At 38.9% G+C, this 15,847-nt stretch carries 10 protein-coding genes; 7 read left to right on the forward strand and 3 right to left on the reverse strand.

The features are described 5' to 3' along the window. The first annotated feature begins 1,245 nt into the window (after window positions 1–1,245). The 3 genes from BP549_RS06775 (at window position 1,246) to BP549_RS06785 (ending at window position 5,541) form a co-directional block, all read left to right on the forward strand. On the forward strand, window positions 1,246–1,965 hold the full coding sequence (locus tag BP549_RS06775) for a site-2 protease family protein (protein WP_292379280.1): 720 nt from the start codon (window positions 1,246–1,248) through the stop codon (window positions 1,963–1,965). Window positions 1,966–2,239: 274 nt separating this feature from the next. Continuing rightward, complete coding sequence (locus BP549_RS06780) at window positions 2,240–3,625, forward strand: hypothetical protein (RefSeq protein WP_292379282.1); 1,386 nt, start codon at window positions 2,240–2,242, stop codon at window positions 3,623–3,625. A gap of 539 nt (window positions 3,626–4,164) precedes the next feature. Further along, window positions 4,165–5,541, forward strand: coding sequence for a 5'-methylthioadenosine/S-adenosylhomocysteine nucleosidase (locus BP549_RS06785; protein WP_292379284.1), 1,377 nt, complete (start codon window positions 4,165–4,167; stop codon window positions 5,539–5,541). A gap of 271 nt (window positions 5,542–5,812) precedes the next feature. Here BP549_RS06785 and BP549_RS06790 read toward each other — a convergent pair whose 3' ends face one another. From BP549_RS06790 to BP549_RS06800, 3 genes are all read right to left on the reverse strand, one after another. Continuing rightward, window positions 5,813–6,043 carry a hypothetical protein gene (locus BP549_RS06790; RefSeq protein ID WP_292379286.1) on the reverse strand — a complete coding sequence of 77 codons (231 nt, stop codon included), beginning with the start codon at window positions 6,041–6,043 and terminating at the stop codon, window positions 5,813–5,815. A gap of 999 nt (window positions 6,044–7,042) precedes the next feature. After that, window positions 7,043–7,255, reverse strand: coding sequence for a hypothetical protein (locus BP549_RS06795; protein ID WP_292379288.1), 213 nt, complete (start codon window positions 7,253–7,255; stop codon window positions 7,043–7,045). 350 nt (window positions 7,256–7,605) lie between these two features. Then, window positions 7,606–8,379, reverse strand: coding sequence for a DUF6293 family protein (locus BP549_RS06800; protein ID WP_292379291.1), 774 nt, complete (start codon window positions 8,377–8,379; stop codon window positions 7,606–7,608). Between the two features lie 302 nt (window positions 8,380–8,681). On the opposite strand from BP549_RS06800, the gene BP549_RS06805 reads away from it, so the two are divergent. From BP549_RS06805 to BP549_RS06820, 4 genes are all read left to right on the forward strand, one after another. Then, window positions 8,682–10,490, forward strand: a complete 1,809-nt coding sequence (locus BP549_RS06805; protein ID WP_292375560.1) for an MFS transporter — start codon at window positions 8,682–8,684, stop codon at window positions 10,488–10,490. 420 nt (window positions 10,491–10,910) lie between these two features. Beyond that, window positions 10,911–13,283 carry an efflux RND transporter permease subunit gene (locus BP549_RS06810; RefSeq protein WP_292379615.1) on the forward strand — a complete coding sequence of 791 codons (2,373 nt, stop codon included), beginning with the start codon at window positions 10,911–10,913 and terminating at the stop codon, window positions 13,281–13,283. A gap of 77 nt (window positions 13,284–13,360) precedes the next feature. Further along, complete coding sequence (locus BP549_RS06815; RefSeq protein WP_292379292.1) at window positions 13,361–14,425, forward strand: COG1361 S-layer family protein; 1,065 nt, start codon at window positions 13,361–13,363, stop codon at window positions 14,423–14,425. After that, window positions 14,418–15,470, forward strand: a complete 1,053-nt coding sequence (locus BP549_RS06820; RefSeq protein ID WP_292379295.1) for a COG1361 S-layer family protein — start codon at window positions 14,418–14,420, stop codon at window positions 15,468–15,470. Before BP549_RS06815 ends, BP549_RS06820 begins: the two co-directional genes overlap by 8 nt. The last annotated feature ends 377 nt before the right edge of the window (window positions 15,471–15,847 follow it).

Genomic DNA, 15,847 nt, shown 5'->3' on the forward strand with positions numbered 1-15,847 from the left:
TGGATATTTTTCCCTTAATAACCATAGATATATATCAGGGTTATTTGAAATAGATATGCACTACAAGGAGACGCTTTCAAACTTTTTTAATAGACCTTCTTCTAAAAAGCTCACTTATATCATGAAGGCATCCACTGATCCAGTGTCTTGAAAATTTAGTCATTAGTCACATGTTGACTCTGAATCGCCATAATTAATGAGAAACTATCAAAGATTATGCTCAATAATTAAATTGCCATTGCACTAGCTAACTTTGTCTATTAGTGCGAAGTCATTTCCAGCACATCCTCGAGCCATTCACGAGTGGTTGTGTTTTTACTATGATAAATAAAACTTTACTTTAATTCCAATAAGGTAAATTAAGTTCTAACAATAAAGGCCTGAAACCTGTTAAGCTATAATCGTTTTTTTGGCTTTGGCGATTTAAGTTCCTCTAAGATAAGAACAAATTTATTTTAGTTGGCTATTTTGTGTGTTCGACCTCAGTACATTGACCTAGAGATATTTATGATACTAAAAAGAAGTTTATGATGATACTGTTTATAATAGTTTATTGTGGTGTTATGGACGAGATAGATACGACGGATGTGTATGTCTGTGCAGATCATAAAAAACGCTGAACAGCAAATGTATTGAAATCGATTATAGAGAAATATTCGAGAACAGCAAACTTGCGATTGTGGCTCAGAGCTAAACAATGACACTGCGAGAGTTGTGCTTAAAGTAGTCTCTCGGGCATCTGATAAGTCGTCGGCGACTGGCATTGAAACTGTACATATGCTATGTATTGTAAAAACGAAATGTAAGAAGTGTGAGAAAGAATATATTATGGAATTCACACAATCGATAGAGGAGCAAATACAAACTGAGTTCAGCGACTGCAAATATCGGATGTGCAAAACGTTTGATAAATACCTGAGCCGCATTGAAATTGATAAACGATATGAGCTAAAATATGTTCGCCGTGATTATACACTAGCTGCCGAGGGCGAGATTACACAGTTGGATACAACAACGGACTTACATTCAGAGCCTATCCCAAAATCTGTTTCATTCTAAGTCATCATGAGTTTTCAGATCAGAAACGATTAGGAAATAAATTCTACATTTTTGTACATATTAAAGAAAATAAATTTTACATTCTTGTACATATTGAGTAAAGATATAATTTTAGAAATTCTTTCGAACTCAAGTTTAAAATATTAATTGTTTAATTTTATAGAAATAAAACGGAGTTTTTCCATCATGCAGTCATCTTTGAAAATCGGAAATATAATGGACATACCTATCAAACTGGACACATCCTTCCTTCTGGCACTTCCGATATCTGCATATTTTTTCGCGATCAATTCACAACCATATGGTTTTGCGGGAGTTGAGCCAACTGTAGTTAGATATTCTCTTTCTACTCTTTCTGCCATCTTCCTTTTTGTCTCAGTACTTTTACATGAACTTGCACACTCTTATCTTGCAAAGCGTTATGGGGCTAAAATTGCCAGCATCACTCTCCTCCTCTTTGGAGGTGTAGCCTCTATGGAAATCCCGCAGAAACCTGAACAAGAAGCAAAGATAGCTTTTGCAGGGCCTTTAACGAGCCTCATAATAGGTTTTATCTGCCTGTTCACATACAATTACGTAATATCCTCTAACCCTGCGCTTTCTCAAAACCCCATATATCTTATAATCTGGGTTCTTGGATCAATGAACTTATTGCTTGGGATCTTTAATTTACTGCCTGCTTTTCCTATGGATGGGGGCAGGATACTCCGTTCATTTCTTGCCATAAAAATGTCTTATGTAAAGGCGACTCACAGTGCAGCTTCCATCGGGAAGTTTATTGCTATTCTCATGGCGATTTATGGAATTTATGTAGGTGATCTCTGGTTTCTCCTGATTGCTTTCTATATTTATGGCAGCGCATCTAATGAGGATCGATTTTACTCAGAATCAGGCAGATCTGTGTAATATTTAATTAGGAGTTAGTGGATTTTGTCTTAAGCCTGGAATATATGTGTTGAGATGGCTAAAGGTTAGCCTATGTACTCAAGGCCCAACTTCAAGCTTTATCAAGAGGTTATTAGAGGGCTTTTCGAATTTATTATTTGTTTTTTCTAGCCATGACTGAGTTTCGCGGCCCAGTTGCTGGAATGTTTGTGCATATAATATGCCAAAATTTAAGTTAAGTAATCAACATATTTTGTTATAAATTTAATAATAGTGCTATTGTTTGTTATATTAGATGATAAATATGGAAGGTTTGGATTGTAATAATCATTTTGTTCCTTTATTTCCTTTCGGCGCACCGAATCAATCGACGATCATTGCAAATGAGAAAGTAGTGATTAAGGACAAAGATGATAATGCTCTACTTTCTGGCAACGCAGAAGTTCGTCTCGATTTACTTCCACGTCCTCGAATTCGTGTGCATATTATTAATATAGAATTATCTGACCTTGAGGCAGTTAGATTATCCAAAAGAATATGGTCTGGCGAGTTATTTACGCTAGACTTGAATAATAAAAAACATGTTGAAGGATTTATAACATCTTTTCGCTCTTCATATAATGAAAATCACTCAATAATCTTTTCTTCATCTTCTGAGCCAATAATTGGACTTGGAGACGACGACACTCAGATGCAATACGCCGTTTTTCATTTATTTAACTTCAAGGAAACACTTGTAAATAATGGGAATCTTTCTAAGCATGTCCACTTAGAAGCTGATAACTGGGTAGTAGAGCTGAAATCTTTAGCAGATGATGTATTCGAAAAATTAAGAAGCGAAGGTGGCTATGGTCTAACGCATGTAGGTTGTTTGAGAAAGAAAGACGACACTCCTATTTCGGGTAAAGAAGTTAAAGAAATGCTTTATGCGCTAGAGCACTTTTTCTCTTTTGCAAAAGGAGCTTGGTGTAATCCTGTATGTGCAGTAGGGTTTAACTCTTCAGATAGAGTATGGGAATCATGGTCATCACCGAAAGTATCTGGTTTCTCTCAACTAGGCTCATGGTTTGATGGACAGCATTCTGAACAACTCGAGAATCTGTTCCCTGGTTTTATAAGTAAATGGAATGATGCAGACTGGAATGATACTCTCCATAAGGTTATATATTGGTATCTTATTGCCAATAATTCTAATATAGACGCTGGGATTGTTTTAACTCAAACTGCACTTGAAAGGTTATATTACCAGAAACTTAAGGAAAACGCTAAATCAAAGCCTAAAGATCCAGATAGGACTTCGTCGAAGCTGAATAATCTCTTTTGTGAGTTAAATCTTCCTATAGAACTTATTGAAGAGAATACACCTAGACTAAAGAAGTTAGCAGATGAAATTAATAAATATGTAGATGAACACATAACAGAAAAGAGAAAAAAGACAAAAATGGTGTGGAATGATGCTCCCAGTGCTTTAACTGGAATGCGTAACTATTTAGTTCACCCTGTAAATGAATATGATTCTGTAACTTTTGGGCCTGCTATCTATGACGCAAATAAGCTGGGACTGTGGTACCTTGAGCTTTCTTTGCTTAAAGAATGTGGATACTCAGGAACATATTATAATCGTTTAACTGAAAAGCTGATAGAGAATGCCGAAGAAGTTCCATGTAAAAGTAAGTTGTAGATCTATAAAGCGTTTTCGAAACCTGAAACCTCTATGCATCAATGAGTCTTTTACTTGTTCTGGGTGAAGAAATCCCACCAATTGCTTAGTCTCAGGATGTTTAGCGCATCTTTGAGGCAACACCAACCATATCAGAGTCTTTTGCTCTTTGGTATATGTAAACGATAAAACAGAATACTTCAGCTATTGAATTATTGGCGAAGTAGCCATACACGTCAATTTCATTGACGCATTCACTCTTTATTAGGGAAGTGAATCCTAAACTGCCCTTTCGGGAGAACAATCGGGCACGGCAATCCTTTAAGAAACTGCTAGCATTACCACGAGTAAAGCTAGTACTTTATTTCTTATCAAACTCTTCACCGATTTTGTTTATGTTAATCTTCTACATATATCTGCCTATACTTCGGTAATCTGCTCCGCCTCGAGGATATTGACTTCGCCGGTATAATTAGCAATACTTATATCATGATTTGCGATAAATATTCTTGAATAGTCATTGTCACTCGTTTAATATTAATTAGTAAGGACGGAGTATCGTGCCAAGATTTAAAGAAGAAAAGAAATGTGTCGCAGTCATACTCACCGCTCTTCCTGTAGAATATCTTGCGGTTCGTGATCATCTGACAGATATTGAGGAAAAAACACATCCACAAGGAACTATTTATGAATGTGGAATATTTTCAACTAATGGTCAGTTATGGAATGTCGCGATAGGAGAGATTGGCGAAGGCAATGAACAGGCAGCTTTGGAAGTAGAAAGGGCAGTTTCATATTTTGATCCGAGCATTATAATTTTCGTAGGAGTGGCTGGCGGAGTCAAGGATGATGTAAAACTTGGTGATGTGGTAGTTGCTAGTAAGGTTTATTGTTATGAATCAGGTAAAGCTGGGAATAACTTCAAAACAAGACCTCAAGTGAGTTCGCCAAATTATAAAGTGATTAATAGAGCGAAAGCCGAGGCTCGAAAGTACGACTGGTTACAATATCTTGACGGGATAATACCTGATCCACAACCTACTGTATTTGTCAAACCCATTGCTGCTGGTGGAAAAGTATTAAGTTCATCTTTATCTGAGGCTTATAAATTGATTAAGTCTGGTTATGGAGACACACTGGCTGTAGAGATGGATGGATATGGTTTTCTCAAAGCTGCTTATGCTAACCCACAAGTAGATGCACTGGTGATTCGTGGTATTTCTGATTTAATTGACAATAAGGATAGCGCAGACAAGGCTGGCTTTCAGAAAATAGCTTCTCGTCACGCGAGTGCATTTGCTTTTCAAATTTTAGCGAAGTTATGCATTGAAATACAAAAACACGTAGATAGAGCGTTTATATGGGATAAATCATTGATTAATAACGAAGTAGATATAACTAGAGATAAGAATTTAGTTAATGATGATTTCTTGGGATTTATTAATGACTGTAAATCTTATTCGACAGTTGATCACATATATGCAAACGAAGATTCTCAATACATTATAATATCAATCAATCTTGGGATAGGTGGTGTAAGGGAACTGGGTGAGGAATGGAAGAATACTATATCTGGTATAGAAGTAGAAGTTAGCAATAAAGGAAAGCGAGATGCTCTAAATTGTGAGGGTTTAGTCACTTTTAAAAAGTTGGATTCACTTACTTTATATCCAACTGAAAAAGGAAATGTGTTGCATAACACTAAAAAATTTGATCTTCTTGTAGGTGAAACGAAAACACTAGTAGCTGCATGGGGTTTTTCGGGAACAGCTATTGAAGGATCTGCTGGATTCAGTAAAGGTGATTTTGTAGATAAAACTCCACCTATTGAAGTGATAATCTATTATGGGGATAAAACTGTAAGAAAAAGATTAGAAGAAGAGGATATTGATAAGCTCATAAGAGAGTTTGAAGAGCAAAACCATAGACTTAGTTGAGATGATAATCACTAAAATATCATCATATGTTGGTAGGATTTTCTTCCATCCACCTTCGACTAAGTTTCACGACCCAGTTTCAGGGATATTTAGGTACATCCTCAATGTGACAACATTGTCACATCGGTAATCATCCGACTCAGGGATATTAGCTTGACTGGCAGTTTACACCAAGTATATCCTCAAAACCAGCTACATTGGCTCTACATAACGTACAGTAGAGCTTGGCAGCCTCATAGATTATTGTCAATAGCCTTCTGGGGTAAGTGGTTTAGATTCGATCTCTGTTCCCCAATTCTATTAATAAATTATCACGCCTTTTGCCTTCTATATAGTACTCTGCCGCGAGCACTGATGCAATCACTAGTATCAGTGCATCGTTCTGTTCTGGCTCTATTTCCACTGTATAGATTTCCCAGATAGTACCCGATGACCACACTTTTGCAATTCGTTTTCCGTTTGACTTAATTTTAAAATCTACACCATAAATAAGAACTACCATTTACTTTCATTTCAGGTGCATCTGGAATTTCGATATTCCAATCAGAAAGACTAAGATGAAGTAGACCTCTTTTCTTTATTGTTGCAGATAGTTACCATCCTTTTGTTTGATATAAGTTGTCTCTCTAAGAGAGAAAAACTTACTAGGGAATCTTTTAAAAGGACATTTCTCTGTGCATCGAGTAAATTCCCTCCTCCATCATAGAAAACTGTCTCACCCGTTTCATTTTCAATCCAGGATTTACTGGAGAGAAACTTACTTTTTATTCTGTAAGTGGTGTGCTTGCATTTAGTTCCTTTTCCTGACACGGTACCCATCTTCTTTAGAATGTTGATGTATATTAATACCTTTAATTTTCAGTGTACTTAAAAACAAAATAGTAGGTCTGTGCATAGTAAACTCTATAAAATATTATACAATGTATATGTTTTATTTTATAAACAGTTATTAAAATTTTAAGGATGACCTTGAGACATTTGACACAACTCGACTGTGGTTACTTAAACTCAAGCCAGAAAAAACATTACATGAAGCTTGCCATCAACCTATTGTCCTTAATCTCACTGCAATCGATGACCTTTGGGCCAGTAAATCTAAAAAAGTCATCTTCGGGCTGTCAAAAAAACCCTTCATTTTATAAACATTTTAAATTAATAATATCGCTAACTCAAATGTAGTATCACAAAAAAGCAGCTATTCAAAATGTCTATTTCTTAAAATTATCTAAGATTAAAAAAGGTTTTTGGGAAAAAGAATCTAGCTACCTGCGAAACTTCAAATGAAATTATATCTGTACGGAAGTTTTCGCTGTATGTTATTTCTTTATCCGATTTGGACACCTATGATTTGGTGTGCAAATACTTAACTAAGCGGCTAAATATCAGTTTAATCCTTAGATATTCAGTCCAATTTATAATTTCTCAGTTAGTCCTTTTTGTCGTCGTGCGGTGTTTTGTGATTACTATTTATTTAATATCTGCTCGAAAGGCAGCAAGCTCATTATACGAGCTTTATTTCATACCAGTCCGAGAGTTCTGCATCAAGAACTCCTTCATGGACCATCTTCTCGATCTCGTTTTCAACCTGTCCGTAAGTGAACTTATAGTCGTGTGAGATTGCGGAGATGACATCCGGACTATGGCAGAATCTGTTCGGAAACGCCTCATTGAATATTGCTACGTTTTCGAGGATCAAATTCCTTAGTCTTTCCATTTTTTATCACCTCTTTTTTATTGTGTTTAGTTTTTCATTCGGGTTCGATTTCTCTTTTCCTCAACCACTATATTTACACGCCAAGTATATAGATATTTCCCTAATACACTATATAGTTAGAGTATCTTTAGACGCTAAACCATATCTATATAGTAAAAGTTGACAGGCCGAAATTTATCACCTGGATGTTTCAGAACTGAGAGTTTTAAAAATGGACTTTTCAAAATTGAAAATTTCGTCTTTGAAATTTTCATGATTGAATATTTTAAATCTGTTTAGAAAGAAAAGAGAAATGAAAAAGATGGGGCTTTACTGTAAATCTTCAACGTAGGCCATCCTCCTAGAAGTGCTTAAGCGTTACCTATCAGGCATGCAGCATACTTTCCCTTGTCTGTTATGACAATAATATTATTTCTACCCCTTTTTTCAACACGTATGTAACCGTTATGTTTTAACTCATCAAGGAGGCCTCTATTTATTCTGACAAGTATATTACTGGATGTCCTTTGTTTTCCACCTATATTCTCGTTAAGATCCTCAAAGCCTTGAAGCCTATTGTCTTTGATCATTTTAATTATGTCATTAGTTGTCATTTTTTCTTTTTTGTGGAGTTCCGTGAGGAACACGCTTCTTGCTCCAGTAGGAGTGTCAATAGTAAAATTAGTCAAAATGTAATACCTTAACTTATTAACAATGGACAGGCCATGTTCCAACAATTCTTCTTCATTTTTTGAATAGCCTCCATCGGCATATACGTAGTAAACTTTAACATCGTGATGCATGGCAGCAAAAGTCGATGCGACTGCGGTCAATTTTCCCGATGCACTCATATTAACATAGACAAGATTATTCTCTTTTTTCTCCTGGACGATCAAGTTACTTATAGTCGACAAAAGAGGAAGCGGATCAGACATCTCACTTCCCACAGTAATAACCTCTATGTTCTTCTCTTCAAGGCGCTTTTTGACTTCCTGTAAAAAGTATTCACGGCACTTTGAACTGAACTCTTTACTTATGGGTTTAGTATGTAAAAGATAGACTTTATTAGCCCTCATTTTGTCAAATGGCCTGACAGCCATATCGATTTCAGAGGCAAGAGGTATAATGTGTACAATTTCTTCCATGATATCACTATATTAACACTCTCATATATTAACGATATTAAAAATATTAACGTTATTTACGTAGAAATAGTTATATCTGGCTCGTAGAATAAGAATTCAGTTTAATAAGAAACCGCATGAATAGCTTTACGCTCGGCCTTTGTCGACGAAATGAAGCGGTTACAGGTCTATAATACCCAATGATGAATTATTTTTGTCATATTATTGTTGTCACTCCGAGAACCAGGTCTAAATAACATAGTCAGCTTTGCCACTGCAAACCTTGCCAATTTACCCGCCGGCAGCAAAAACGAGGTAATAACTTGAATAAAAATAGTAATTTAATAGATAAAGAGAATATATCTATACAAAAAAAAGGCATTGCATACAAATGGGTTGCACTGTTCAATGTGACCTTAGCATCATTAATGGGCTCTATCAACGGCAGCATCATCCTGATCTCGCTGCCTGCGATATTCAAGGGCATCCAGATGGACCCGACGGATCCTGGTGCATTTCAGTATCTTCTGTGGCTCCTTATGGGCTTTGGTCTGATCACGGCTACACTGCTCCTCACTATTGGTCGGCTGGCGGACATGTATGGTCGGGTAAAACTGTTCCGGCTGGGCTTCCTTATATTCGCCATCGGCTCAATTCTGCTTTATCTGACACCTGGCACAGGCAACACTGGTGCACTGGAGCTAATTATTTTCAGGCTTATACAGGCTGTGGGTAGCGCATTCACCATAGCTAACAGCTCAGCCATTCTCACTGACGCGTTTCCTGTCAGTGAGAGGGGAAAGGCACTGGGCATAAATATGGTAGCCTTTATGTCCGGCCAGTTTATTGGCTTACTACTTGGTGGCATACTGGCGACGTACAACTGGCGCTATGTGTTCCTTGTCAATATTCCCTTTGCTATCCTTGGAACGGTGTGGTCTTATTGGAAAATGAAGGATATATCATTCAGGGCTTCTAAGACCAGTCTTGATATTGTGGGAAATTTACTCTTTGTCGGCGGGCTGACCTCGCTTCTGATCGGTGTCACTTATGCCCTGATGCCTTACGAGCATGATGGTATCACCGATGCGATGGGCTGGAACAACCCATGGGTAATGGCAGCCTTAAGTATCGGAATCATATTGTTGGTCGCCTTCCCATTCATCGAGAGCAAGATGAAGAACCCTATGTTCAAGCTGGAGTTCTTTAAGATCAGAGCCTTTACCTATGGTTGTCTTGCCAGTTTCACTTCAGCTATTGCCCGAGGCGGTGCCATGTTCATGCTTATTCTTCTGCTGCAAGGGATCTGGCTGCCGCTCCAAGGTTATCGCTTTGAGGACACGCCTTTATGGGCAGGTATCTATATGCTTCCCATGACTCTTGGCTTTATGATCATGGGACCGATCTCCGGGATGCTCTCGGACAAGTATGGACCTCGATGGATCGCCACTGCTGGAATGAGCATCGTAGCGCTGGTGTTTCTTGGGCTCGCTCTGCTTCCCTATAACTTCGACTACTGGGAGCTAGGAATATTGATCTTCTTCATGGGCATTGGCAACGGTATGTTCGCCTCTCCTAATAGCTCCTCGATAATGAATTCTGTGCCGCCTCAAAACCGGGGTATCGCGTCAGGCATGCTATCCACACTATCTAACTCGGCCAGTACGCTGAGCATGTCCATATTCTTCACCATCGTGATTGTAGGTATCCAAAAATCGTTTCCAGATGCGGTATACAGCTCGTTTGCCAGCCTTGGATCTGCACAAATTGCTCCTGCTTTGCAACAACTAGCGAATCAGCTAGCATTAATGTCGCCTACAAATGCGTTGTTCTCTGCCTTTCTAGGCTATAACCCAATGAGCTCGATTCTGAACTCTATAGATCCGAGTATCGTCAGCTCAATACCTCAACAAATCTTGACCACACTGACAAGCAACTACTGGTTCCCACAGACACTGCAGCAGGCGTTCATGCCAGCGCTGCGTATTTCGTTCATAATCGGGGCTGTACTCTGCAGTATAGCAGCAGTGCTATCGGCAATGAGAGGACAACGGTACGTGTACGAGGCTTACAACCCAGTCGGCGATGTGAGCAAAGCTGATATTACGGAAGGAAAAGAAAGGGCACTCTAATATCTGACATCTATCTGGCATCTGGCATACTGTCCAATCTAGATCTCAAAAAATTTCTTAGACAGTATTGTCAATAAGGTCTTTGTACTGTGCCTGATAAATACCTGTCTTAAGAATGAATGCTGACTCAAAGTGCTGTCAGCATTTTAGTCTTTGGACAGGCATACTCTTGAGATACGTTTTTGAACAAACTTTCTATAGAAAGATTATTGTCAAGTCTTTGACAAAATCTTTGATCATGTAAATTCGAAAGGTGCTGAAGTCTACTTACAGAAATTCGAGACAATGATAATAATTTTAAGAGAAATTACTCATCGATGGATTTAAATCGGAACAGTGTTTTTGGAAAGTAAACTTAGATTAATAAATCCATTAGTTATTTTAATAGTAATTTTAAAAAGATAATGGGAGGAATTCACCATTCAGACATTTTTTGAAAAAGTTGGTGTATTCATTCACAACAATCATTTTTCCATACTCCTGGTAGCTTTCCTGTTCATAATACTATCAATACAGGGAGCACAGCTTATTGAGATGAAATCAGGAACAGAAACCTTTGTTGGGAAAGATTCTCCTCTCTACCAAGATTACGATCACCTTTATCAAAAAATATTCCAGACGCAATCTATTGTGGTAATGGTAGAGGGCAACGAGGTAAAGAGTGCTGACCTGATGAAGGCTGTAGACAGGTTAGAACACCAGATCCAGGCAACGAATGGAGTGACTGAGACTACAAGCCCTGCTTCACTGATCAAAACAATCAATTACCAAATGACAGGGAGGTATGAACTTCCTGATACTGATGAAGAAATAAAAGCTATAGTAGATGGAAACCCTAAGGTTTTCGGACAGATTATTCCTGACAATACTCATATGATGATTTCGGTAGTCATGGCTGGTTCGGCTAGCGAAAAAACACAGGAAGACATCCTTACTGCCACTGAAGGTGCAGTTTCTTTTGCGGACTTTCCACCTTCTTATAATATTATTGTTACTGGCGATCCGGCATTCGGTATTTCCATGAACTATGAGATGAGCTCAAGTATGGGTATACTGCTGGGGCTTTCAGCCGTTTTCATGATTATTGTACTGCTTCTCGTATTCAGGCACGTCCGCTGGTGCCTTCTCCCTCTGCCGATAGTTCTTCTTGGTATTGTTTACACCTTCGGAGCTATGGGTTATATAGGAATTCCTATGTCCATGGTTTCCATGGCTGCATTCCCTATCCTTATAGGCGTAGGGATTGACTATGCCATTCAGTTCCATAACCGACTTGAAGAGGAGCTGCAAGAAAAAGGGAACAAAACAACGGCAGTTATAGAAACCGTAAAGCATACTGGGCCTGCAGTTCTCACAGCTTTAGCAATGACAGCCCTTGGATTTTTCTCCCTTTTTACATCCACCGTGCCAATGATCCAGGATTTTGGAAAATTGCTAATGATAGGCGTTTTAATGTGTTACTTCTCCTCTATCTTCGTGGGGGTTATAACGATTTCTTTATTTGATAAATACTCGGATAAAAACCCCCTGAGAAAAATAGCAAATAAGATAAAACCTGCAAATCCGGAAAGGAAAAGAGAGATTGAGAAAAAGGAAAAAGCTGAGGACGGAAGTGAAGGCGACCGTCTAATAGGGAGAGTTCTCAAGAAAACCACTGATCTAACTATCAAATATGATGTTATCGTATTGGGAGTTGCACTCTTGCTCTGTTTTGGCGGCCTTTACCTCGACCGGTCCGTACCTATTCAGACTGACGTTGAAACCTTTGTGCCTCAGGACATGCCTTCACTTGTGGATCTTCGCCACATGGGAAATATCATGGGCAATAGCGATGAATTAAATCTTATCATCAAGGTTAAGGATACAGCTAATCCGGATGTCCTTAAGTGGATTGACCAGTTTTCCAAACATGAAGTAGCGACCAATAGCCACATTTACAGCGCTTCGAGTATCGTGTCACTGGTAAAGGAAAGAAATGGTGGGGTAATTCCCGATACCAGTCAGGAAATAGAGAATATTTACTCCGAAATTCCGGAGACACAGAAAGACCGCTATATGTACGGGAAGAATATGCTTCTCCTGAACTTTGATATAGGGAATGCGGTTTCGGACATAAAGGTAACAGGTATCGAGGAACTCACGAATATTGTCAAGCAGGATATGCAATGGATGCCGGCTCCAGCAGGCACTGATGTCACGATTACCGGAAATTCTGTTGTATATATAGAGGTTATCTCTGCTCTTACCAGCGGAAGAATAGCAATGACTTTCCTTGGCCTGATTCTTGTGCTCGGAGGGCTTCTTGTTGTATACAGAGACTGGGTCAAAGCCCTGGTTCCTGTAATCCCAATGTTAATAGTTATTGGCTGGTCAGGAGGAGTCATGAGCTTTCTTAATATCAGCTATACTCCCCTCACAGCAACCCTGGGAGCTCTGATACTGGGAGTTGGGTCCGAATATGCTATCCTCATGATGGAACGTTACTTTGAAGAAAAGGACAAAGGAGCAAGTCCTTTAGAGGCTATCGAGATGACCAGTTCCAAAATAGGAAGTGCAATTGTTGCTTCAGGAGCCACTACAGTATTCGGGTTTATGGCCTTGCTTGCTTCTCCTTTCCCTATAATAACTGACTTCGGTACAGTTACAGTTATCGATGTCTTGCTGGCTCTCCTAGCAACATTTGTAGTCTTTCCTCCGCTTATTATTACTTTTGATACCTGGCGAGATCGAAGAAAAGGTCTCAGGACGGCAAAGACAGAGACAAAAAAACAAACTTCGGAGACCAAGATATGATACAAGTGCCCATAAAACTAAGGCAAAAAATAATTAGAAAAACAGCTATACTTGCGTTAATCCTGTTAATATTGTCAGTGACCTCATTTCCAGCCCTCGGAGATGACGAAAATGACGAAACAAACTTCCTTATTCCGGAGCATGGGTACACTGTAGACTACTACAGGAGTTACGGGGAGCCAGATATCAACGCTTCAATTACAGGAAATCCCGAGCTCAACAGGGGAGATACTGCAGACCTGCAGATAAAAATCGCGAATGATGGAGTGATAGATGGTTTCCAGAGACTTAACGTAAACCAGAATAAGATTCCAGACTCTGCTGAGGAAACGATTGCACTAGAAGAGATGGGAGAAGAAAAAGAATGTACAACAGCAAAAAATATTGAAGCTACTCTTCAGTCGGGAACTGAGTACATTGAAATCGAGCCTACAGCCAGTTTTCAGAGTTTGGAAGAACTTGAAACCGGACACACGGCAACCCTAAACTACACTCTAAAAATCGACGACAACATACCTGCTGGGAATTATGAACTTTTTCTGCCTGTGAAATATCAATATCAGGCAAACGTCCTAACTGTAACTTCGAATGCAATAAACCTGGGAATCATGGATATGGATTATACCAGAGATTACAAAACGAAAAACCAAACTCTCAGAATCCCGGTTTCCATAAAGAGTGAACCTAAATTTGAAGTGACCAATGTCTCTGGAAGCCTTATGCAGGGAGAGAGCAAAGTCATTGAAGTTACCTATAAAAACACCAGAGAAAACGTAGCAAAGGATGCCTTGGCCCGGATAATTGTTATGAGTCCCCTGAGTACTGAAAAGTCTACAGTAAGACTCGGGGATATAGGTCCAGGGGAGAGCAAGACTGCTAAATTCCAAATTTTGGCAAGCCAGAAAGCCGTTGTGAAAAATTACGGCATAAATAGCGAAATAAAGTATATTGATGAGGATGGGGAAACTTCCTTTTCAGAAAATATGAAAGTGAACTTACCCCTTGAAGCCTCAGAGAAGAAATTTAGCATGAAGGGTGTAGCAATCATACTAATTTTCCTTATCGCCTTTTATCAGATAGTAAATGTGCACCGGAAAAGAAACAAGAACAACGAGAATACTTCAGGTGATAAGAATGATTAAAAAAGGGAGTATCGCTGCAATTGCAACCGTTTTTATGATGTTGCTTGCAACTGTGCCTGTAGAGGCAGCCATATCTGAAAATTTTGATCTTGATGACAACTACTACACAGTCTATGGAGGACCTCAGATCGAAGCCAGTGTGATTGGAGATAACGAGTACTCCAGAGGAGATACGGTTACCTTGAACTTTGGACTTGTTAACAAAGGAGTTATCAGCGGTTTTGAATCTGAAAAGGACGCTGACACTGCCGTTGATACTGTTCTTCAACAGTCTGAAATGAAGTACGAAACTCAGGCTGTGACAGCTGTTGGGATTCTTGCAACTCTTGAATCTGACAATCCATATATAAAAGTAAAATCTGGTCCTCAACAGGCAGGTACCCTTGAGCAGGGTAAACAGGGAGCAAGCCCTACTAAGTTCACCATTGAAATTAGTAAAAAAACTCCTGCAGGTACATATCCCTTGAACCTGAATCTTTCGTACAAATACCAGAACAACGTGCAGGTAAGTGGAGATGAGTACGATACTTCCACTGGTCTGGTGACTAATCAGGGAGTAGGTATCTGGTACGAAAACTCAACCGAGAACCAGACCGTATTTGTGCAGGTAAAGAATGAACCTTACTTTGAGGTCACAAATGTAACAGGCAACCTTTACCCTGATGAAGGTGGTATGCTTGAAGTGACCTATAAGAATGTAGGTGAAGAACCTGCAAATGATGCAACTGTAAGAGTCAGTGCAAGCGACCCCTTCAGCACAACCGACGACCAGGCTTACCTCGGAAACCTGAAACCTGGAGAAAGTGCTGTAGCAGTCTTTGATATGGATGTGGACGAGACCGCAACCCCGAAACCTTACTCATTAAACAGCGAAGTCCTCTATGAAGATACAGAAGGTCACGACCAAATTTCCGATAGTGTTAAAATAAACACTGAAGTCTTGCCTGCTGAAAAGAAGCTTCCGGGATACCAGCTTGGAACAGGAATTACATTCATAGCTCTTGCAGCTCTGTTTGTAGTCTTCAGGAAAAGGAAACAGGATTGAAGTTAAGTTTTGAGTTACAGGATACAGAAAACCTGAAAGTAGCCTTTTAACAGGGCTACTATTTTTTTGGAGATGACTGAAATCATTTTTCTGTCAAATCATTTTTCTGTCAAATCATTTTTCTGTCAAATCATTTTTCTGTCAAATCATCATTCTGTTACATATTAATTATCTAAAGCGTTCTATCTCATACAGTTCCAATATATCCGCATCACTTCACATTTCCACCAATCCATAGCTGTTTTTTGATTTCAGGAAACTGTTTAAATATTTTTCCTGCTGTAGTACTTATTATAGTTTGCATGGTTTTTGAAGAAAAGAAAATCAAGATAATATGCTATAAGAGATAATATAGACCAAAGATATATCCACGGAGT

The organism is Methanosarcina sp. UBA289 (genome assembly GCA_002496565.1).
Taxonomy (GTDB): Archaea; Halobacteriota; Methanosarcinia; order Methanosarcinales; family Methanosarcinaceae; genus Methanosarcina.